Consider the following 21573-nt stretch of genomic DNA (forward strand, 5'->3'; position numbering starts at 1 on the left):
TCAGTCTCCCAGCGGCTGGCGGTTGTCGCCGCCGCGGTGGTCGTCGAGGGTGATCTTCAGGCGGCGCAGCTTGTCGCGCGCCTGGTCGCGATGGCGCAGGGCCAGCTCCAGGGCCAGCACGTCGATGGCCGCCATCAGCGCGTAGCGCGAGGCGGAGGGATGCAGGATGAAATCGGTCTCGCGGGCGGCGATCGGCAGCACCAGGTCGGCATTGTCGGCGAGCGGCGAGCCCACGGCGGTGATGGCGATCACCCGGGCGCCGTACTGGCGGGCGACCTGGGCCGACTCGACCATCTCGGGCGTATAGCCCGACACCGAGAGCACCACCACCACGTCGGCGGGGTCCAGCGTCGAGGCCACCATCCGCGGCAGCAGCCCCTGGGGATAGGCGCTGACCGCATAGCCCAGCCGCACCAGGCGGAACTGCAGCTCCTGGCACATCACGCTGGAGCCGCCGCCGCAGCCGAAGGCGATGATCTGGCGAGCGCCGTCGAGGCATTCCACGGCGCCGGCCACGTCGGCCTCCAGCAGCAGTTCGCGGTTGAGCGCCAGGGTCTGGGTGGCGATATCGTACACCACGCCCGGCCCCTCGGCGGGATCGGCGTCCTGGATGAAGCGCCGCCCGGCGGCCAGGGCGCGGGTCAGGCGCAGCTTCAGGTCGCGCACGCTGGCGCAGCCCACCGAGCGCGAGAAGCGGGTCACCGTCGCCTCGCTGACGCCGGCCCGGGTGGCGATGCCGGTGATGCTGGCCTCGGTGACGAAATCGATGTCCTCGAAGATCAGCTCCGCCACCTTGCGCTCCGACTCGCTCAGCGAGCCGACGCTGGCGGTGATGCCGGAGAGGATGTCGATCTGTTGGCTCATGGGTCGGTTCCTCCGGCGTCGGCAGCGATCGAGTCCGCTCGGCGACGCCTGGCACTGGCATGGATCATGGGGTTCACGCTATGTTAGTTTCTAACAACCAGTCAAGATACTTTGAAAATTTCAAACAAAAGTCGCAGCCACCGACGCGCCGGGCCACCCATCGCAGACGACTGATGGAAGCCGGCCGACCCTTACCGGAGCCTCTCATGACCCACCCCACTCCCGACGCAGCGTCCATGACCGATCCCGCCTGGCAGGGCGGCCACAAGGGCACCCTGGAGACCGGCCGCGACCTGCTGGCCGATGTCAGCCTGCCCGCCGCCATCATCCACGAGGCACCGCTGACCCATAACCTGACCTGGATGCAGGACTTCGCCCGCCGCCACCGGGCCGAGCTGGCGCCCCACGGCAAGACGACCATGACGCCGGCGCTGTTCCGCCGCCAGTTGGAGACCGGCGCCTGGGGCATCACCCTGGCTACCCTCCCCCAGTGCCGCGCCGCCTTCGCCGAGGGCGCGACGCGCCTGTTGCTGGCCAACCAGCTGGTCGGCCGCGCCAACATGGCGATCGCCGTCGAACTGATGCGCGCCGGCGCCGAGCTCTACGTGACCGTGGACGGCCACGCCAACGTGGCCGAGCTGGGCGAGGTCTTCGCCGCGGCCGGCCTGGCGCTGCCGGTGCTGATCGAGGTCGGGGTGGACGGCGGGCGCTGCGGCTGCCGCCGCGACGAGGACGTGATGGCGCTGGCCCGCGACATCGCCGCCCGGCCGGGGCTGACGCTGGCCGGCCTGGAGGGCTACGAGGGCGTGGTGCACGGCGACGATCCGGCGGCCGGCATCCGCGCCTACGCCGAGCGGCTGGTGGCCGGTGTCCAACGGATCGCGCAGGAGGGGCTGTTCGGCGTCGAGGCGCCGATCGTCACCGCCTCGGGCTCGGCCTGGTACGACCTGATCGCCGAGGCCTTCCGCGACGGCGGACTGGAGGGCCGCTTCACCCCGGTGCTGCGTCCGGGCTGCTACGTGGTACACGACCACGGCATCTATCGCGAGGCCCAGCGCGGCGTGCTGTCACGGCGCCCGGACCTGCACGAGGGCCTGCGCCCGGCGCTCGAGGTGTACGCCCAGGTGCAGTCGCTGCCGGAGCCGGGGCTGGCCATCGTGGCGCTGGGCAAGCGCGACATCGGCGTCGACCAGCTTCCCGAGCCGCTGGCGCGCTATCGCGAAGGCGGCAGCGTCGCGGAACCGCTGGCGGTGGACGGCTGGCGGGTGACCAAGCTGATGGACCAGCACGCCTTTATCGCCCTGCCGGAAGGCGCCGGCGACATGCGCGTGGGCGACGTGCGCGTAGGCGATATCGTCGCCTTCGGCGCCTCCCACCCCTGCCTGACCTTCGACAAGTGGCGCCGGATCCACCTGGTCGATGAACGCCTGAACGTCATCGACACCTGGTCGACTTATTTTTGAGCGCTGAACTCATCGAGCTCCACGAGGAAAGTCGGCGAGCGAAGGTGAGGGCTAGGCCCGTTCCCTACGGGCCAACGCACTTCCCACATCCGTGTGGGTCGCAAGGCAAGAATCGTCGACAAATCGTCAAGGAATGACGATTTGGGCAGACCTGCTGCTCGAAGAGCGAGTGACAGGGACGTCACGAGTCAGAAGGCGGAGTTTACAAACGGGGTAAATGAGCACTTCGACCGAGCTCGCGCACGAGACGATTTTTAACGCCGTATCACCGAGCGCAGCCACTTTCCCGGCGGGTATCGAAGGACACGCTGCGCACCAGGGCAATCACGGACATGCCGGTGCGCAGCCCCAGCTCGTCGAGAGACTTGCGAGTCAGGCGCGCGCGCAGCACCTGCTCGCCGAGGCGCAGGCGCAGTTCCACGGCGGCCCGCCCCGGGCGCGACGGGCCGATCTCCTCGACCACCGCCCTCAGCCGATTGCGGTAGCTGGTGGCGCCGGGCTCGTCGAGGGCCAGCGCCACCTCGCGCACCGGGATGCGCAGCCGCAGCCGGCTGCCCGGCGCGGCGTCGACCGCGGGAAGGGTCAGTCGCTGGCCATCGGCCAGCCGCAGCCGGGTCAGCGCATAGTGCGGCTCGTGGCCATCCACCGTCGCCGTGACCAGCGAGGCGGCATCGAACCCGCCGAGCCGGTCGGTGAGCTCGAAGCGCTGCAGCAGCGCCTCCAGGGGGCCGTCGGCGACCACCCGGCCCCGCTCCAGCAGCACCAGGTGATCGGCGATGGCGGTCAGCTCGTCGGGGTCGTGGCTGACGTAGACAATGGGAATGTCGATGTCGTCGGCCAGCCGGGCGATGTAGTCCAGCAGCTCTTGCTTGCGGGCGCCGTCGAGCCCGGTCAGCGGCTCGTCCATCAGCAACAGCCGCGGCTCGGTGAGCAGCGCCCGGCCGATCGCCACCCGGCGCGCCTCGCCGCCGGACAGCGTCGCCGGGAAGCGCTCCAGCAACCCGCCGATGCCGAGCAGCTCGACGACGGCATCGAACCGCGCCCGCCCCGTGCCGCGCATGCCGTAGGTCAGGTTGCCGCGCACCCGGTAGTGGGGAAACAGCCGCGCCTCCTGGAACACCACCCCGAGACGCCGGCGATGGGGCGGCACCCGGATGCCGCGTTCGCTATCCACCAGCGTCTCGTCGCCGAGGCGGATCGCCCCGCGACGCGGCGCATCGAGCCCGGCGATCAGCCGCAGCAGGCTGGTCTTGCCGCTGCCGGAGGGGCCGAACAGCGCGGTGACGCCACTGGCGGGCAGCGTCAGCGACGCCGACAGCGAGAAGTCGCCCAGGCGCTGTTCGACGTCGAGGGCCAGGGCGTCCCGGGTGTCCGGGTGCCGGGCGTGGGCGGCTGTCACATGCTGCATGGCATCCTCCTAATTCACCCATCGCGCTGGCGAAGGCGACGCCGAGCCCGGCGGGCCAGCCACTCCGAGGCCAGCAGCGAGAGCATGGCGATCGCCACGGCGATGGCGCACAGGCGGGCCGCGGCGGCCTCCGCGCCGGGGGTCTGGATCAGGCTGTAGAGCGCCAGCGGCAGGGTGCGGGTCTCGCCGGGGATGTTGGCGGCGAAGGTGATGGTGGCGCCGAACTCCGACAGTGCCCGGGCGAAGGCCAGCACGGTACCGGTCAGCAGCCCCGGCAGCGCCAGCGGCAGCGTGATGGTGAACAGCACCCGCAGGCGGCCCGCTCCCAGGGTGCTGGCCGCCGCCTCCAGGTCGACGTCCACCGCCTCCAGCGACAGGCGCACGGCGCGCACCAGCAGCGGGAAGGCCATCACCCCGCCGGCCACCGCCGCGCCCTGCCAGGTGAACGGCAGGCTCACGGCGAACCACTCGTTCAGCCACCGGCCCAGCCAGCCCTGGCGACCCAGGGCCAGCAGCAGCAGGTAGCCGACCACCACCGGCGGCAGCACCAGCGGCAGGTGCAGCACTCCATCGAGCAGCGCCTTGCCGCGGAATTCGCGGCGCGCCATCAGCCAGGCCAGGGCGATGCCCGGCACCAGGATCCAGGCCACGGCGCTGCCCGCCACGCGCAGGCTGATCAGGATCGCCTCGACCTCCGCCGCGGACAGCATCGGCTAGCGCTCGACGGCCGGTTCAGCGCCGGCGGTGTCGACACCGGCCGTTTCGAAACCAGCTGTGTCGAAACCAGAGCGGGCGAAGATGTCCCGCGCCTCGTCGCCGCCCAGCCAGGTGCGGAAGGCCCGGGCGGCCTCCTCGGCCGGCGGGTCGATCAGCGCCACCGGATAGCGGATCGCCGGGTGGCTGTCGGCCGGGAACAGGCCCAGCTCGCGCACTCTGTCGCTGGCCAGGGCATCGGTGCGATAGACGATGCCCAGCGGCGCCTCGCCGCGTTCGACCAGCGCCAGGGCGGCGCGCACGTTGTCGGCCCGGGCCAGGCGCGGGGCCAGCGCGTCCCACTCGCCGAGGGACTCCAGGGCCTGCCGGGCGTAGAGGCCGGCCGGCACGTGGTCGGGGTCGCCCACCGCCAGGCGCTCGCCGTCGGCCAGCAGCGCGCTCAGCGGCACGCCCTCGCCGGGGGTGAAGGTCTCGGGCTCGGCGCCGGCGGCGACCAGCGCCAGGCGGTTGTACAGCAGGTCCTGGCGATCCGCCAGCGCGATGCCCTGCTCGCCCAGCCAGTCCATCCACTGCTCGTTGGCCGAGAAATACAGGTCGGCCGGCGCGCCACGGGCGACCTGGCGCGCCGCCGTGGACGACGAGGCATAGACCGGCACCACGTCGACGTCGTGGCCTGCCTCGTAGCGCTCGATGGCGGCATTCAAGGCATCGGTGAGCGAGGCCGCGGCGAAGATGCGCACCTCGGGCTCGGCCTGGACCGGCGCGGCGGCGAGCCCGAGGACCAGGGCCAGGCCGGCGCCCAGCACAGGGCGGTGACGAGCGGTGAACAGCGGCATGGAAACCCCGTTATGTTTAACTGGAAATAACGGAACACTAGCGTTCCCTCAAGGCTCAGGCAAGCGCGATCCGCCCGACGCCGGCGTCTCCACCGTCAGCAGCTCGAGCAGCGCCCGGGCGTCGTCGCTGGCCTCGGGGTCGAGGCGGCGCTCGAGGGCGCGATAGCGCGCCAGCAGCTCCTCGCCCAGCGGCGTGAGGCGCGCCCCGCCGCGGCGGCTGCCGCCGGTCGTGGTGGCGATCACCTCGCCCGGGAAGTGGCGATTCATGGTCTCGATCAGCTGCCAGGCCTTCTTATAGCTCATGTCGAGCGAGCGGCTCGCCGCGGAGATCGAGCCCTCCCGGGCGATCGCCGCCAGCAGGTCGACCTTGCCGGGCCCCAGCACCACGTCGCGGTCGGCGACCAGTCGCAGCTGGAAGGTGGGACGCTCATGGCGGGTTCGGGTCATCGGGTGTCCTCGCGGCAGGGGCGGAATGTCGAAAACGTTGGCGCGGCTCAGGGGGCCAGGCGCCACCACTCGGGCAGCAGGGCACGATTCTCGGCGCGGGCGAAGCGATCGTCCATCAGCACCACCACGCCGCGATCCTCGGGGCCGCGGATCACCCGTCCGGCGGCCTGCACCACCTTGATCATCCCCGGCACCCGGTAGGCGTAGTCGTGGCCGCGGCCGAAACGTTCCTCCAGCCGCGCCTCCAGGGCCGCATGGTAGGCATCGAACGGCGGAAGGCCGAGGCTCGCCACGATGGCGCCGACCAGACGCTCGCCGGGCAGGTCGATGCCCTCGGCGAAGGCGCCGCCGAGCACCGCGAAGGCGATGCCGGTCTCGCCGGGCACGAAGCCGGCCAGGAAGGCCTCGCGCTCCTCTTCGCCCATGCCGCGCCGCTGGGCGCGCACCGGAATCTCGGGGCAGGCCTCGCGAAAGCGCGCCAGCGCCGCCTCCAGGTAGGCGAAGCTGCTGAAGAAGGCCAGGTAGTGGCCGGGGCGTCGCCGGTACTGGCCGGCCAGCTCGGCGACGATGGGCCCGAGCGACGCCTCGCGGTCGCGCAGCCGGGTGGAGACATCCGAGCGCAGCCGCACCTCGAGCTGCTCGGCGGCGAAGGGCGCCGGCACGCTGCGGGTCACGGCGTCGCCGGGCAGGCCCAGCAGGTCGCGATGATAGCCCGGCGGGCTCAGGGTCGCCGAGAACAGCACCGCGCAGCGAGCGGCGCGGAAACGCGGCGCCAGGAAGTCCGCCGGCACCAGGTTGCGGATCGAAAGCCTCGCCCGGCCGCGGCCGTGACGCTCGAGCTCGCACAGAGAATGCTCACCGAAGGTCTCGGCACGGCGGGCGAAGGCCAGCGCTTCGAACAGGAACTCCTGCAGCGCCGGGTCGACGCCCGTCGGATGCTCGCCCAGGTAGTCGGTGATCGCCGCCACCGCCTGCTGCAGGGCGCCGAGCAGCCCGCCGGGCACCGCCTCCAGCGCCTGCCACTCGCGCTCCTCTACCTCGCGCAGCAGGTCCTGCCAGCGCCGTGCGAGCCGCGACAGCGGCCTGGACAGCGCCGGCGGCGCGCCCTTGCGCAAGCGGTTGAGCCGGCGCTGGTCGAGCGACGCGCTGTACATGCCTCGGGCCCGGTCGACCAGGTTATGGGCCTCGTCCACCAGCACGCCGAGCCGCGTGCCGTCGGCCTGGGCCAGGCCGTGGATCAGGGCGCCGTCGTCGAAGTAGTGATTGACGTCGCCGACCAGCACGTCGGCCCAGCGGGCCAGCTCCTGGCCCAGGTAGTAGGGGCAGACGCCGTGCTCGAGGGCCAGCTCGCGCAGCGACGCACGATCCCAGAAGCCGCGAGCCACGGCGTCGCGGCGCGCCGCCGGCAGCCGATCATAGAAGCCCCGGGCCAGCGGACAGGCCTCGCCGTGGCAGGCGCGGTCGGGATGCTCGCAGGCCTTGTCCCGGGCCACCAGCTCGAGCACCCGCAGCGGCAATCGCTCCGTCTCGCTATCGGCGCCCAGGTCGCTCAGGGCGTCCAGCGCCAGCCGTCGCCCCGGGGTCTTCATGGTCAGGAAGGCCAGGCGGTCGAGGCCCTGGCGCGGCATGGCGGCGAGCAGCGGATAGAGGGTGCCGAGCGTCTTGCCGATGCCGGTGGGCGCCTCCGCCAGCAGGCAGCGGCCGGTGGCGGCGGCGCGATAGGCGTCCTCGGCCAGGGTCCGCTGGCCGGGGCGAAAGTCGTCGTGGGGAAAGGCCAGGGCACCGAGGGCCGCGTCCCGCGCCGCACGATGCCGGGCCTCCTGCTCGGCCCACTCCGCATAGGCCCGGCAGTGAGCCGCGAGCCGTGCCCACAGCTCGTCGGCGCCGGCCTCGCGAGTCAGCACGGTCTCGCGGCCGGTGGCGATGTCCAGGTAGACCAGCGCCAGCGTCACCGCGGCCAGGCCGCGCTCGGCGCACAGCAGGGCGCCGTAGGCCTCGACCTGGGCCCAGTGCAGGGCGCGCTGGTTGGCGGCCATGCGCTCGAGGCTGCCGCGATGGGTCTTGACCTCCTCCAGGCGGTTGGCCGCGGGGTCGAAGCCGTCGGCGCGGCCGCCGACGGTCAGCCCCTCGACGCTGGCGGACAGCGCCACCTCGGCTTCAAAGCCGTCGCCGCGCCGGCTGCGCACCCGGGCATGGCCCTCGATGCCCTCCCGGGCGCTGGGGGCCGGGGTGAAGCGGTGGTCCAGATCGCCCTCTCGGGCGCAGAACTCGCACAGCGCCCGCACGGCGACGCGGTGCCCGGCCTCGCTCACGACCTCGCTCACGGGGCCTCCCAGCGCACGTGGCAGACCGCCACCGGCATGTCGTGGGCGTGGAAGTAGGCCAGCCAGCGGCGCTGGTTGTCCTGCAGCCGGTCGCCCGGCCCCTTGACCTCGATCAGCCGATAGCCGGGCTCGTCAGGGGCCGCGTCGGGGAAGAACTGGATGAGATCGGGCAACCCGGCGCGGTTGGCCCGCGGGTCGTCGAGCAGGCGTTCGAAGCAGGCCCGCAGGTGTGCCGGCGGCATGGCGGCCAGGGCCCGCTCCAGCAGCGCCTCGTCGAGCGCGCCCCAGTGCACGAAGGGCGAGGCCAGGCCCCACTTGTCGCGGAAGCGCTCGCGGATGGTGCCTCGATAGCGGCCATCGTCGAGCTCGGCCAGGCAGGCATCGAACAGGGCGCGGCGCCGGGCCACGAAGTCCTCGCGGTTGAGATCGGCGGGCCCCGTGTGGAAGGGGTGGAAGAAGGCGCCGGGCAGCGGCGCGAAGATCGCCTGCCAGCACAACAGGCCGAACAGCCCGGTGATCAGGGCGTTCTCCACAAAGTACAGCGGCGCCTCGGGCGAGCCCAGATGCTCGGCCACCGCGCGCTCCACGCCGCCGGGAGAGGAAGGCAGCACCAGGTCGAGCCGCTCGGGCACGGGTTCCGGCTCGCGGGGCGGCGATGGCAGACCCAGCTTGCGGCACAGCCGCGGACGCAGCCGGGCCAGCGCCTGGCGCTCGGCCTCATCCGCCGGCTCGGCCGCGCCGATCAGCCGATGGGCCAGCGCGAACTCGCCGCGCCGCTCGAGCAGGCGCAGCCGGCGCACGCGCGCCTCGCCGAGGCCGGCGGCGGCATAACCCTCGAGGGCCGCCTCGGCCTGGCCCCGGCGCTCGGCCTCGCGGCCCAGCCTCAGCAGCAGCCGCGCCCGGCGGGCGGCCAGCCAGGCGTTGTCGGAGGCGGTCGGCACCTCGGCGGCCAGCGCCACCGGGCACTCGCCATCGTCGAGACGCTCGCGAAGTCGATGCAGGGCCAGGTAGGCGTCGACCTCGTCGCGGCGCTGGAAGGCGCGGGAATCCGCGCCGAAGGCCACCGTCTCGAAGCGCTGCAGGCCGAGCTCGGCGAGCACGAACTCCGCCCAGTCCTGACGCAGGTTGCCGAAGAACATCAGCCGCAGCCGGTCGCAGAGTGCCATCAGGGTCAGGCGCACCACGCGATCCGGCGCCGCCGGCCACCAGTCCTCCAGCCGGCGAGGTTCGAGACCGCGCTCCGCCATGGCCGCGTGCAGTGCGCCCTTGGCCACGCTCGCCGGCAGGCCCGCCGCGGCGATCTCGTCGACGAAGGCGCGCTTGAGCTCGGCCAGGCGCAGCTGGCGGAACAGTTCGTCGAGAGACAGCGCCGGGACGGCATCGACCCAGCCGGCGTCGATCAGCGGGCCGAGTGCGGTCGCGGCGTCGCCGACCTCGTCGTAGGCCAGGCGCGAGAGGCGAAAGTGCTCGCCCTTGCGCATCACCATGCGCACCAGCAGCGCCCGGGAGGCCCGGGGCAGGGTCGGGAAGTCGGCGAGGAAGGCGCGCTCGGGCTCGGAGAGCAGGTCCGCGTGGCGCACGCCCACCCAGTCCAGCACGCACTGGAAGTTCGCCAGGTAATAGAAGGGATCGTCCAGGGAAGCCGTGAGCGCGGCGGCGGACGTGACGCTGTTCATGGGGCCATGGTATCAGCCTCGCGCCGCCTGGCGAGTCCTTGCGTCAATCAGTCCTTGTCCTTTTCGGGCAGGCGCAGGGTCAGGGTATCGCCGCGCATCTGCAGGTCGAAGCGGCCCAGGAAGCTCATGCCCAACAGGACCATGCCGTCCTCGAGCCCGGGCACGATGGCACCGCGCACGTCGCGGGCGACCAGCCCGCCCAGGCGCACCTCGTCGAGACGGGTGAAGCGCCCGCTGACGCGCCCGTTGGCGGTGGAGAACCTGGCCTCGCCGAGCCGCGGCAGGTCGAGCCGCTCGGCCAGCCTGGCCGGCACGGCCACCTGGGTGGCGCCGGTATCGAGCAGCATGGTCACCGGCTCGCCGTTGAGGCGCCCGGTGGCCACGAAATGGCCGGCGGCGTTGCGCACCAGTTCGAGGGGGCCGCCGTCCAGCGACTCGACCAGATGGGCATTGGGATTCGTACGCTCCTCGAGCACGCCCTGGAACCACCAGGTGCCGAGGCCGACGAACAGCACCCAGAAGGCCAGCATCATGCCGAGCCCCGTGCGCCGTACCCCGCCGCCTTCGCTCATCGCCCACCCCCTTCACGCTGCGCCAGTCACCATCATGACACTGGACGCCCGGAGCTGCCCATGCTGGGATGGGCCTTTCGTCAACCGCCAGGATTCCCCATGAGCGACGCCACCCCTGCCGCCGAGACGCTGGATGCGGGCACCCTCTACCGCCTGTTCTCCGGCGCCATCGCCCCGCGCCCCATCGCCTGGGTCGCCACCGTCGATGCCGCGGGCCGCGCCAACCTGGCGCCCTTCTCGTTCTTCAACGTGGCCAGCGTCGATCCGCCGGTGCTGGCCTTCTCGCCGCTGCTCGACGGCGAGGGCAACGCCAAGGACACCCTGCGCAACCTCGACGAGGTCGGCGAGTGCGTGGTCCACATCGGCGGCGAGGCGCTGGCCGAGCCGCTCAACGCCACCAGCGCCCGGCTGCCCCGCGGCGAGGACGAGTTCGACCACGCCGGCCTCTCCAAGGCGGCGCTCGGCGGGCTCAGGGTGCCTCGCATCGCCGAGGCCCCGGTGGCCTTCGGCTGCCGGCTGCGCGAGGTAATCCGCTTCGGCGACCGGCCCATGGCCGGCAACCTGGTGCTCGCCGAGGTGGTGGCGGTGCATGCCGACCCCGGCGTCTGGGACGGACGCCACGTGGCCATCGAAGCCCTGCGCCCGATCGGCCGGCTGGCGGGCGCCGACTACAGCCGCACCACCGATCGCTTCGCCCTCGAGCGGCCGCAATAGCGCCAGGCGCGCGAGGCTCAGTCCGAGCCCCGCTCCGCGAGGGCCGGCGCCTGCCCCGCCTCGGCGAGGGCACCGGCGGGCGCATCGCCGGCCTTCGCCATGTCCATGCCGACCAGGATCGCCAGCGAGATCAGCACGTAGGCGGCGAAACGTTTCCAGGCCCGGATCATGCGCCGCTCCTTACGGCATCATGGCCGGAGAAAGACGGGCAGGTGCGACGGTCGTGCATTGCCGCCGAGGTGGCGACGAGGGGGTTCAGCATTGGCATGGCGTGTTCTTGTGTCCTCGAGTGAACCCCTAGCATACCAAAGCTTGGCGAAGCCCCTGATGCGACTCGGCGTCACGCAGCATTTCGCGTCTCCCAGTCTCGCGCCGCCTGCATGCCCCGGGCCTGGTCGACGAACAGGCAGATCAGGATGGCGACGATGAACAGCGCCGCGCACAGCAGGATCGACGCCTGCAGGCCGACCACCGACTGCAGCAGCCCCAGGCCGACGATGCCCACTACCCCGGCGAGCTTGTTGGCCAGCCCCCAGAAGCCGAAGAACTCGGCGGCCTTGCGCCCGGGGGAGAACAGCCCCACCAGGGCGCGGCTGGCCGACTGGCTCGAGCCCAGGCTGAGCCCCGCCAGGCAGCCGACCAGCAGGAACAGGTGCTGAGCCTGCCAAGCGAGACCGAAGGTGGCGTTGAGCCGGGCGGTCAGCGACGGCGTGGCCCAGATGGCCAGGATCGCCGCCACCCACAGCACCAGGGTGATCAGGTAGGTGACCCGGGTGCCGATGCGGTCCTGGATGGCGCCGAAGCCGAGCGCGCCGGCGGCGGCGGTGATCTGCACGATGATGAACATCAGGTTGCGGACGGATTCCTCCCAGCCGATCACCTGGGCGCCGTAGATGAAGGCGAAGGCGATGATGATGTAGACCCCGGCCATGGAGAACAGCAGCGACACCAGGAAGGTGGCCAGGTCGCGGAAGCGCCGTAGCTCGTGGAGGGTGGTCGAGACCCGCCGCCAGGCGATCGCCCGGTAGGAGAGCACCACGGGCTGCGGTGTGCCGCGCTCCTTCACCCACAGGAAGGTGGGGATGGCGGCAACCAGGAAGAAGCCGGCGGCGAAGGGCCCCACCCAGCGGATGCGCTCGAAGTTCTCGGCGCTGGCCTCGCCCAGCACCACCAGGGTGAAGCCGGCGGCGAACAGCCCGCCGACGTAGCCCAGCGCCCAGCCGAAGCCGGAGATGCGGCCCAGCGACTCGGGCGGGCCGAGGCCGGGCAGGAAGGCGGCGATGAAGGACTCGCCCATGGAGTAGGCGTAGTTCGAGATCACGATCAGGATCAGCCCCAGCCACACGTAGCCCGGGGCGACGAAGTAGAGCAGCGCCGTGGCGACGATGGTGACCACGTAGCTGGCGAACAGGAAGCGCTTCTTCTCCGCCCGGTAGTCCATCACCGCCCCGCACAGCGGGCCGGTGATCACCACCAGCAGGTAGCTGATCGCCAGCGCCAGGCTCCACAGGAAGTTGGCCAGCCGGTAGTCGCCGCCGCGCTCGCCGACGATCACCGTGGTGAACAGTTCGCCGAACACCACGGTGATGATCAGCAGCGTGTAGGCCTGGTTGGCGAAGTCGAACATCGCCCAGCCCAGGATCTCCTTGCGCGAGGCCCAGGGCCTGGCGGGCGCGTCGGCGGTGGTCACGCTCATGGGGGCACCCCTGTCGAGAAAGGGGCCAAGATAGCAGCCGCGAGATGCCTCGACTATCGACGGCGCCCCGATGACGCCACAGGCGATGGCTCGGGGCTGTTGCGGCGCCAGCTCTCCGGCGCCCCTCGGCCGTCGTCGGTCGCGCTACACCAGGTCCCTGGGAATCGTCTCGTCCCAGGTGCGGGCGAAGATGCGGGTATCGCCCTCCCAGGCGTCCAGGGTGGCGCGCAGCCGGAAGTTGTCCGGGTCGCTGGTCATCAGCGTGCGGGTCAGGGTGCGCACCTCCCAGTCACCGCGCCGGAAGCTGCGCTCCCACTCGGTCCAGCCGCTGACGCTGTCATAGCTGCCATAGGCATAGCGATAGCGCTCGGTGACCCGGGCGGCGATCTCCAGCTCGATGTCGTCGAGCCGGTAGCGCCCCTCGTCGTTGACCACCTCGAGGGTGGTCTGGTCGTTGGCCAGGTCGCGGATCACCCGCCAGCTCTCCTGGGTGGGCTGGATCAGGGTCTTGGCGATCGGCGGCGCGCCCTCGGGCTCCGGGAAGGCCGGCAGGGCGGCCTCCTCCGCGGGCCGCGGCGTGCGCACCGGCAGGATCAGCCGGCTGCGTCCGGGGCACAGGGTCAGCTTGACCGGCCGCGGCGCCGGCCAGGCCAGCGGCCAGTAGCTGGTGGAGAGCGACAGGCGGATGGCGTGGCCGACCGGGAACTGCTGGGCGATATGCTTGAGGGCTACCGTCACCCGATAGCGCTTGCCGGGCACCAGCGGCTCGGGCTGCGCGTCGCTGTCACGGTGGGTAAGGTTCAACAGGCCATAGGAGACCCGGGTGGCCTTGTCGTCCTCGGCGACGTCGACCAGCCGCAGCGCCACCATGGCCACCGGCTGGTCGGCCTCGAGCTCGAGCTCGACGGTCGGCTGCCCGCAGATCTCGAGGGCCTCCTCGAGGTGCGGCGTCTGGAAGATCAGCGCCCCGCCGTCCTCGTCGCGCTGGTCGTGGGGCAGGTCCGGCGGCGCATTGTAGGAGCACCACTTGCCGGCATAGAGCCCCACCGAGAGCGGCGAGCGGATGGAGAGCACGGCCTCGTCATCGACGCCGTCGTCCTCGGGCAGCAGGTCGTGGCCCGCGGTGAGCCGGAAGGAGGCCTCGACGATGCGCGGCGACGGCCAGTTCGGCTCGGCCACCCAACGTCCGGGGCGCACCTCGTAGCGCGCCGAGGGCGGCACCGATTCCTGCATCCACACCCGCAGCATGGGCTCGTTCATGATGCCGGTGTCGCGGCCCTTGAGCCACTGGTCCCACCAGCGCAGCGACTCCTGGAGGAAGCCGATGGCCGGCCCCGGCACGCCCAGGTGCGGGTACTTGTGGGCCCAGGGCCCGACCAGCCCCTTGCGCGGCACCTCGAGGCCGGCCAGCAGCCGGAACACGGCGTTGCAGTAGCCGTCGGCCCAGCCGCTGATGGCGTAGACCGGACAGCGGATGGCGGCGAAGTCCTCGCACACCGAGCCGTGCCGCCAGTAGGCGTCGCGGCGCTGGTGCTCGAGCCACTGGGCCAGCCACAGGCCGCTGCCGTCGAGGCGCTCGAGCCACATTTCCCGCCACTTGTCGCCGACCAGCGCCGGGTCCGGCGGGCAGGCGTTGCCGTCGAACATGGTCGAGGCCCAGGACAGGTTGTCGCCCAGCAGGCAGCCGCCCATGTGGTGGATGTCGTCGGCGTAGCGGTCGTCGGTGGAGCACAGGGTGATCACCGCCTTGAGCGCCGGCGGGCCCAGGGCGGCGATCTGCAGGCCGTTGAAGCCGCCCCAGGAGATGCCCACCATGCCCACCTCGCCGCTGCACCAGGGTTGGGCCACCAGCCAGTCGATGATCGCCACGCCGTCGGCCAGCTCCTCGGGCAGGTACTCGTCGGTGAGCACCCCGTCGGACTCGCCGGTGCCGCGGATGTCGACCCGCACCCCGGCGTAGCCGTGGCCGGCCCAGTAGGGGTGGGTCTGGACGTCGCGGGCGGCGGTGAGGTCGCGCTTGCGATAGGGCAGGTACTCGAGGATCGCCGGCACCGGGTGCGCCTCGGCGTCCACCGGGCGCCAGATGCGCGCCGCCAGCCGGGTACCATCGGCCATGGGGATCCAGGTCTCTTCCTCCTGGACCGCGCGGGGAAAGTCGTCGACGATGCGCATCCCTGTCCTCCTCCGTCAGCCCTCGATGTCGTCGAATTCGAACGTCAGCCGCGCCGCCAGCCGCTCGTAGTCCTCGAGCAGCCGTTCCGCACTGTCGGCGCCCATCCAGATGTAGGCCAGCGCGTAGCTGTAGCTGTCCTGCTCGGGCAGCGTCGACAGGCGCTGCCCGGCCGCTACCTGCAGGGCGATCACGGTGCCCGGGAAGTCCGCCTCCAGGGCGGCGACTTCCGCCTCGCTCGGCACCCGGGTGGCCACGGCGTCGACGAAGAACACCCGATAGAAGAACTTGGCCGCCACCGCGAAGTCGCCTCGGCGATGGGGCATGTCGGGGCGCCGACCCAGCGCCAGGTCGATGGTGACCTGCTGGTTGCTGACCCCGTCGACCTTCTCGAAGAGGTCGCAGTGGGACTGGGAGATGCGGGTGTTGATCTCCAGCAGCCAGATGCGGTCCTGCACCTCATCCCAGAAGTACTCGATGTTGAAGGCCGAGTTGTCGAAGCCGATGTGGCGCATCACCGTGTCGGTGAGTTCGCGCATCTTGTCCTGGATGGGCGTGGGCAGCCCCGAGGGGTAGCGGTAGTGGAAGAAGCTCAGCACCTGGGGGTAGCGCAGCGAGTCGACGATGCCGTAGCTGACCACCTCGCCGTCGAAGACATAGCCCTCCACGGTGCACTGCCAGCCGCCGATGATCTCCTCGGCCATGCAGAAGTGGCCGTCCACGGCGGCGATCTCGTCGGGCAGTCGGGCCTGTTCGAGCACGGTGTTGAAGGGGTCGGCGATCAGGCCGATGTCCTCGCGCAGCCGCTCGATGGCGTGGTAGAAGTCCTCCGGCGTGTCGATGCGAAAGCCCAGCCGCGACCCCGAGGACTTGATCGGCTTGACGAAGAACGGGAAGTAGAGCCCGGCCTCGCCGATGCGGGTCAGGGCGTCGTCGTCGAAGGGATCGAAGGCCGTGAAGCCGGGGATGTAATCGGCGATCACCTCCTTCTGTACCTTCCGGCTCCAGTACTTGTGCTCGCACTTGAGCAGGCTCGCCAGCGACGTGGTCCGGGTGCCGAAGCGCTCGCAGAGGATCGGCAGCATGGTCGAGACGGGAAAGTCCATGTAGCCGACGATGGCGTCCACGCTGCCGTCGAAGGCCTCCAGCCGCTCGCTGGCCTCATCGAGCATGGCGGCGATGTCGAAGACCTCGGTGTCGTAGACCGCTGCCGGGTCGATGACCCCGTGAAAGCGGCAGCCGCCGGCGCCCCTCAGGTGTTCGAGCCGTTCCCGGTTGAAGTCGTTGAGTCCCACCACGAAGACGTTGCGCGCGTCGTCGCTCATGATTGCCCCTTGCGGCCATTCGACCGCGTTATCGAGGCATCGCGGGCTCGCCCCGGCTGCCTCTCCGGCGACACCACCGCCGCCTTCTAGGCAGCATAGTCCAGACCGCGCGGGCGATACCGGCTCGCGGAGACGCCCGGCCCGGCAAGGCGCCGGGATCACTGGCCCCGGGCGGTATCCTCGATGGCCTGGAGGGCGTCCTGCAGCTCCTGGAACAGCGACTGGGAATGCTGGACCACCTCGCCGATGTCCTTGGCCGAGGCCGAGGCGCGCTCGGCCAGCGCCCGCACCTCCTCGGCCACCACCGAGAAGCTGCGCCCCGCCTCGCCGGCCCGCGCCGCTTCGATGGAGGCATTGAGCGACAGCAGATTGGTGCGCATGGCGATCGCCTCGATGTCCGCGGCGAAACGGGTGACCCGCTGGTTGGCCGTGGCGAATTCCTCGGTGCGCTTGGCCATGTTCTCGCGATGGGCCACGTCCTCGCTGGCATCGCGCAGGAAGGCGGTGTAGACGATGGTGTCATCGATGCGGATGCGCGCCAGCGACAGGCTGGCCCAGCCGGAGGTGCCGTCCTTGCGCACCACCTCGACCTCGCGGGTCTTGCCGACCAGGCGATCCTCGCCGGTGTCGCGGTTGCGCTGCACGAAGCCGTCGTGGTGGCCGCGGATGGCGTGGGGCACCAGCATCTTGACGTTCTCGCCCAGCACCTCGTCGCGCTCGAAGCCCCACAGCCGCTCGGCGGCGGCGTTGAAGAAGGTCACCCGGTTGTGCTCGTCGATGGTCACCACGGCATTGATGGCCTGCTCCAGGGTGCTCTCCATCAGGGTGCGGAACTGGCGCTGTGCGGTGATATCGCGCACGAAGGCCGTGTAGCACTGGCGTCCGTCGACCACGAAGCGCGACAGCGCCAGGTTGACCCAGCGCGTCTCGCCGTCGAAGCGTTCCAGCTGGACGTCGCGGCTGGTGCCGACGATGCGGTCGTCGCCGTGGCGCCGGTGGCGGTCGACGAAGCCATCGTGTTGGTCGCGGATCGCGTCGGGCACCAGGCGATTGACGTTCTCGCCCAGCACCGCATCGCGGCGGCAGCCCCACAGGCGCTCCGCGGCGGCATTGAAGAAGGTCACTCGATTGCGCTCGTCGATGCTGACCACCGCGTCCAGGCACTGTTCCAGCGCCTGGCGCGGCCCCTGCTCCGCCTCGCGGCCGGCGCCGAGGTCGCGTACCACCGCGGCATACCCCTCGCCGCCGTCGAGCATCACCCGGGACAGGGCGATGCTCACCCACAGGTGGCTGCCATCGGCGCGCTCCAGGCGCACCTCGCGATGCCGGCCCACCTGGACATCCCGGGCGCTGGCGCGGCTGACCCGGAGATGATCCTGGTGAACCTCGCGCAGCAGCTCCGGTACCAACTGCCCCACCGGCTGGCCGAGCACCGCTTCCCGGGACAGCCCCCAGAGGCGCTCCGCCGCGGCGTTGAAGCGCACCACCCGATCATCCGCGTCGATCACCACCATGCCGTCCACGGCCGATGCCATGACCGCCTCGGCCAGCCCCGCGCCAGCCTCGCGTTCCGCTACGGCCGTCGCCGCCGAGTCCGCCATGGCCCGGCGCTGGCCGGGCCGCCACCACTTCCCGGTGATCGATTGCATGAGGCTCCCCCTGCGTCATCCCGATGTTTATCGTTATGGCCATCGACGCCGTCGGTGGCATGGCACTTTTGCCAATCTAGTACCGGTCTCGGGCGGCCGGCGTTTAATCACGCCACTAAAGTATCGTGAGGATCGGTCGAGGGAGCGCCACCCCACGAGACGATGCCCCGGCATCGACCGATACCGGGGCAGGCAGGAGGAGTCACCGTGGCACGGCGACGATCGGCTAGTTCGAGGCGTCGCGTGTTCCGCCGCTCTCGCGACCGAGGCGTTCGACGGCGCCACTGCCCTCTCGGGTCAGCGTCTCCAGGCGCTCGATCTGCTCGCCCAGCCGCGGCAGGGCCTCGCGGCGATAGCTCGCCAGGTCGTCGACCGCCGCCATGACGTCGGCGAAGGCGCCCTCGAGAGCCTGCATGTCGAGATTGGCCGAGGCGGCCCGGGTCTGGATGTCGACGCCCTGCTGGCGCAGCGCCCGCGCGGTGCCGGCGATGGTCTCGCTGGTGGTGGCGTTGAGCGACTCGACCCGGTCCAGCACCAGCCGCTGGTTGGCCAGCGCCAGGGCCACGGTGGCGGCCACGCTCAGCGCCGACACCGTGACGTTGACCGCCCGGTCGACGCCGCGCATCAGCTCGCGGTTGTTGCGGATGATCACTTCCAGGGCCAGCACGCCCTGCTGGCACACCGCCTGCTGCTGCTGGAGGTCGAGGATGCGCTGGCGCAGCGGGAACAACAGCTCCTCCTCGACGAAGGCGCGCCGGGCATCGTCCGCGATCTCGTCGCGGGCCGCCGCCAGGCGCTCGTCGATCAGCCGCCCCAGCGACACCTGACGCTCGAGCTGGTCGAGGGTGGCGCGCATGGCCTCCTGGTCATCGGCGAGGGTCAGGTTGTCGCGCTGGAGCATGTCGCGGCCGCCCTGGAGATCGGCGATGATCGCCTCCAGCGCCTGCTGGGCGGTCTCGAAGCGGTGAAAGTAGCGCTGCAGGCGGCTGCTCGTGCCCGGCAGCAGACGCCGCACGCGGTCGAAGCGGCCGGGCTCCAGGCGATGATGGCGAGGATCCAGGGCATCCATGCGGCCGCGCAGCGCGACCAGCGCCTTGGCCACCGGCCCGCCCTCCTCGCCGTGACGGGCCAACTGGCGCAGCGGCGTCTTGAGCATTTCGCTCTGGCGGGCGGCCTGCTGCTGGAGCTCGAGGCCCATCTCGTCCACCGCCCGGCGCTGGCGGGCGGCGGCCCCCTCGGCCTCGTCGCCCAGGGTCTGGGCCACGAAGGCCTCGGCCATGGCGGCAAGCTCCGGATCCGCCGCGGCACGCCCGGCCTCGTCCGCGGCCGGATGCTCCAGCTCCTCGGCGATGCGTTCCACGGGGGGCAGCGACAGCGGGCTGCCCGATGAACGGGGCGCGTCGGTCATGGCGGGGCTCTCCTTCTCTATTTTCAAAAGCCGCCGGCACTCTCCAATGGCCATCGGCGCTGGCGATGACGGGCGGCTTGCCTGCAGTCTATCGCGTCTCGCGGCCGTAGCGTCCGGCGCCGTCGATGAAGCGTCGCAGCTCCTCGCAGGCCTGGTCGGCGCCGACGCGGGCCTGCGGGCGGTCAGTGGCGATGCGCGACAGCGCCACGCTGGTGTCGTCGAGCGCGGTCAGCGCCGCCTCGTTGCGAGCGGCGAGCCGGCGCAGCGAGCGCTCGGTGTCCTCGATCAGCGCCAGACGGCGGCGCAGGGCGCTGGTCTCGTTGGCCGACAGCTGGTCGGCCTCCTGGCCGAGGCGACGACGGATGAAGTCGATGTCGAGGCCAGCCACCCCGCGGGCCTGGGAGGCCATGGCGGTGAAGTTGTCCACCGCGCCCAGGCACACCTCGACCACTAGCGAACGGGCCCGCTCATGGGCCAGCTCGCCGGCCGTGAAGCGCGAGGCCATCACCTCCAGCACATGGCCATAGCGGCTGTAGAAGCGATCGACCTGGCTGGCATGGTCGGTGCGCTCCGCCGCCAGCAGGGCCTGCTTGGCCCGGCACAGCGCCTGGATCACTTCGTCGGCATCATCCGGCGGATGCGCAGGATCGAGCTCGCTGACGCCGGCCTCGCGGGCCTCGTCACGGCGCCGGCGCGCCGCCTCGGCGCGCAGCATCTCCTCGAGCCGGCGCTTGTGACGCCGCGCCCGGAAACGCCGCCAGCGGCGCTCCAGGGGCAATTCCACGGCGATGGCGGCGAGCCCGGCCAGCCAGCCGCCGAGGCTGGGGTCGAAGCCGCCCCACAGCGAGGTCAGCCACATCAGCAGGCTGATGAAGGGCACCAGGAAGACGTAGCGCACCGCCACCTGGAAGCGGGTGGGGTGCTCGTTGGCCAGCGCCAGGCGGGGGCTGGCCAGGCCGGCCAGGCACCAGGGCAGGCAGGTCAGGAACAGGCCGTAGGCGGCTCCCTGAAGGAATCCCAGCATGGCGTCGTCGTGGCCTCCCTTCGAACGATCGCATGGGTGTCGGCCTCATGATGAGGCCAGCACGCCGATCCCGCCACCCCGCCTCACGCATTGCGCCTCACGGCCCGCCCTTATTGTCCCTCGCCCCTTGCCCCCCTTGCCCCTCCGAGACGCCCACCTCGCACCATCAGGATGCAACCGCCGCCAGATCGCGCACCGATGAGACACGCTTACCACCGGTACGGCCGTCACCGGCCCCGGCCTCACGGCGGTACTCGATGACCCCGTACCAGCCGAGGCCCTCGTAGGTCTCGTAGCCCGGCGTCTCGGCGAAGGCGACCAGGCGCCCGGCCTCGAGGTCATAGCCACGCTCCCGCCCCTCGGGCGCGAACTCGTAGGTCTCGCCCAGCGCCGCCTCGCCCCGGGAGTCGGCGATGATGCCGTGGCGAGCGTCCAGCAGCATCACCCGACAGCGTTCGCGCTCCTCCTCGGCGAGCCCCACGCCCTGCACCACGTCCATGGACTGGGGCGCCCAGTCGAAGAAGATGCCCAGCACCCCGATCACCGCACCGTCCTCGCGGCCGCCCTCGCGGATCGCGGTGGCATAGGTGGCCACCGCGGCGTCCTCCAGAGACGGATTGCGCTCGATATCGGCGACGATGAAGTCGTCACCCGAGCGGGTGCACAGCGTGCGGCGAAACCAGTCATCGCGGGCGACGTCGGCGCCGATGGCCCCGGGATAGCGGTCGGGCCGGCCGGTGGCGATCACCCGGCCGTCGCGGTCGGCGACCCACAGGTCCAGATAGACGGTGTAGGAACGCAGGATGGTGGCCAGTCGGTCGCTGGCATGGGCCTGGCGCGCCGCGTCACCGGGCGCCTCGGCCGCCTCCACCACGGCGCTGTCGGTGGCCCACCAGCGCACGTCGCAGGAGCGCTCGAAGAGGTTGCGGTCGATGATCTCCACGGCGTTCAGGGCCAAGTCGGTCAGGCGCTGGCCGCGGAAGTCGTCGACCATGGCCGTGCCCGCCTGCTCCAGTTCGGCGGTCTGGCGCGCCACCTCGTCGCGGAAGGTCCGGGCGATGCGCTGGATGTCGCTGGACACCTCGCCCATCTGCTCGGCGACCACGCCGAAGGCGGCCCCCGCGGCGCCGGCCCGCGCCGCCTCGATGCGGGCGTTGAGCGCCAGGATTTCGGTCTGGCGGGTGATGCTCTCGATGCGTCCGATCTTGTCGCGGGTCGCGTCGGACATGCCGTAGGCCAGGTCGAGGATGCGGTTCTCTTGCATGGACAGACTCCTTGGTGGC

The 21573-nt window shown here is 71.4% G+C and carries 18 protein-coding genes; 2 read left to right on the forward strand and 16 right to left on the reverse strand.

Going from position 1 to position 21573, the window contains the following annotated elements; genetic code table 11:
• Complete coding sequence (locus ACXAFN_RS05495; RefSeq protein WP_474986883.1) at window positions 1-864, reverse strand: MurR/RpiR family transcriptional regulator; 864 nt, start codon at window positions 862-864, stop codon at window positions 1-3.
• A 206-nt stretch (window positions 865-1070) separates the two neighbouring features.
• Between ACXAFN_RS05495 and ACXAFN_RS05500 the strand changes: the two genes are divergently transcribed.
• The gene (locus tag ACXAFN_RS05500) at window positions 1071-2327 is read left to right on the forward strand and encodes an amino acid deaminase (RefSeq protein WP_474986885.1); all 1257 of its coding nucleotides are present in this window, start codon (window positions 1071-1073) and stop codon (window positions 2325-2327) included.
• A gap of 265 nt (window positions 2328-2592) precedes the next feature.
• Here ACXAFN_RS05500 and modC read toward each other — a convergent pair whose 3' ends face one another.
• Genes modC through ACXAFN_RS05535 form a run of 7 tightly spaced genes read right to left on the reverse strand, consistent with a single transcriptional unit; the run spans window position 2593 to window position 10304 of the window.
• Window positions 2593-3735, reverse strand: a complete 1143-nt coding sequence (gene modC, locus ACXAFN_RS05505) for a molybdenum ABC transporter ATP-binding protein (RefSeq protein ID WP_474986887.1) — start codon at window positions 3733-3735, stop codon at window positions 2593-2595.
• Window positions 3736-3749: 14 nt separating this feature from the next.
• Window positions 3750-4445, reverse strand: coding sequence for a molybdate ABC transporter permease subunit (gene modB / locus ACXAFN_RS05510; protein WP_474986888.1), 696 nt, complete (start codon window positions 4443-4445; stop codon window positions 3750-3752).
• Between the two features lie 3 nt (window positions 4446-4448).
• Window positions 4449-5285 (reverse strand): molybdate ABC transporter substrate-binding protein, encoded by an 837-nt coding sequence (gene modA / locus ACXAFN_RS05515; RefSeq protein ID WP_474986890.1) that lies wholly within the window; start codon window positions 5283-5285, stop codon window positions 4449-4451.
• Window positions 5286-5333: 48 nt separating this feature from the next.
• On the reverse strand, window positions 5334-5732 hold the full coding sequence (locus ACXAFN_RS05520; protein WP_474986892.1) for a winged helix-turn-helix domain-containing protein: 399 nt from the start codon (window positions 5730-5732) through the stop codon (window positions 5334-5336).
• Between the two features lie 47 nt (window positions 5733-5779).
• On the reverse strand, window positions 5780-8056 hold the full coding sequence (locus ACXAFN_RS05525; protein WP_474986894.1) for an ATP-dependent DNA helicase: 2277 nt from the start codon (window positions 8054-8056) through the stop codon (window positions 5780-5782).
• The gene (locus ACXAFN_RS05530) at window positions 8053-9732 is read right to left on the reverse strand and encodes a VRR-NUC domain-containing protein (RefSeq protein ID WP_474986896.1); all 1680 of its coding nucleotides are present in this window, start codon (window positions 9730-9732) and stop codon (window positions 8053-8055) included. The genes ACXAFN_RS05525 and ACXAFN_RS05530 overlap by 4 nt, the downstream gene beginning before the upstream one ends.
• Before the next feature lie 47 nt (window positions 9733-9779).
• The gene (locus ACXAFN_RS05535) at window positions 9780-10304 is read right to left on the reverse strand and encodes a retropepsin-like aspartic protease family protein (protein WP_474986898.1); all 525 of its coding nucleotides are present in this window, start codon (window positions 10302-10304) and stop codon (window positions 9780-9782) included.
• Between the two features lie 99 nt (window positions 10305-10403).
• Here ACXAFN_RS05535 and ACXAFN_RS05540 point away from each other — a divergent pair, with 99 nt between their 5' ends.
• On the forward strand, window positions 10404-11018 hold the full coding sequence (locus tag ACXAFN_RS05540) for a flavin reductase family protein (RefSeq protein ID WP_474986899.1): 615 nt from the start codon (window positions 10404-10406) through the stop codon (window positions 11016-11018).
• Window positions 11019-11035: 17 nt separating this feature from the next.
• On the opposite strand, the gene ACXAFN_RS05545 is transcribed toward ACXAFN_RS05540, so the two are convergent.
• The 8 genes from ACXAFN_RS05545 to ACXAFN_RS05580 all read right to left on the reverse strand — a co-directional run bounded on the left by ACXAFN_RS05545 (window position 11036) and on the right by ACXAFN_RS05580 (window position 21554).
• On the reverse strand, window positions 11036-11188 hold the full coding sequence (locus tag ACXAFN_RS05545) for a hypothetical protein (protein ID WP_474986901.1): 153 nt from the start codon (window positions 11186-11188) through the stop codon (window positions 11036-11038).
• 170 nt (window positions 11189-11358) lie between these two features.
• Window positions 11359-12714, reverse strand: a complete 1356-nt coding sequence (locus ACXAFN_RS05550) for an MFS transporter (protein WP_474986903.1) — start codon at window positions 12712-12714, stop codon at window positions 11359-11361.
• Between the two features lie 144 nt (window positions 12715-12858).
• On the reverse strand, window positions 12859-14886 hold the full coding sequence (locus tag ACXAFN_RS05555) for a CocE/NonD family hydrolase (RefSeq protein WP_474986905.1): 2028 nt from the start codon (window positions 14884-14886) through the stop codon (window positions 12859-12861).
• Between the two features lie 15 nt (window positions 14887-14901).
• Complete coding sequence (locus tag ACXAFN_RS05560) at window positions 14902-16209, reverse strand: ATP-grasp domain-containing protein (RefSeq protein WP_474986907.1); 1308 nt, start codon at window positions 16207-16209, stop codon at window positions 14902-14904.
• A gap of 158 nt (window positions 16210-16367) precedes the next feature.
• Window positions 16368-17858: a PAS domain S-box protein gene (locus ACXAFN_RS05565; RefSeq protein ID WP_474986909.1), complete on the reverse strand. Its 1491-nt coding sequence runs from the start codon at window positions 17856-17858 to the stop codon at window positions 16368-16370.
• Between the two features lie 226 nt (window positions 17859-18084).
• On the reverse strand, window positions 18085-19266 hold the full coding sequence (locus ACXAFN_RS05570; RefSeq protein ID WP_474986911.1) for a toxic anion resistance protein: 1182 nt from the start codon (window positions 19264-19266) through the stop codon (window positions 18085-18087).
• An 88-nt stretch (window positions 19267-19354) separates the two neighbouring features.
• Window positions 19355-20290, reverse strand: a complete 936-nt coding sequence (locus ACXAFN_RS05575) for a cobyrinic acid a,c-diamide synthase (protein ID WP_474986913.1) — start codon at window positions 20288-20290, stop codon at window positions 19355-19357.
• 166 nt (window positions 20291-20456) lie between these two features.
• Window positions 20457-21554 (reverse strand): cache domain-containing protein, encoded by a 1098-nt coding sequence (locus tag ACXAFN_RS05580; protein WP_474986914.1) that lies wholly within the window; start codon window positions 21552-21554, stop codon window positions 20457-20459.
• Between the last annotated feature and the right edge of the window lie 19 nt (window positions 21555-21573).

The sequence above is a fragment of the Halomonas sp. ABH4_019 genome, from assembly GCF_056159885.1.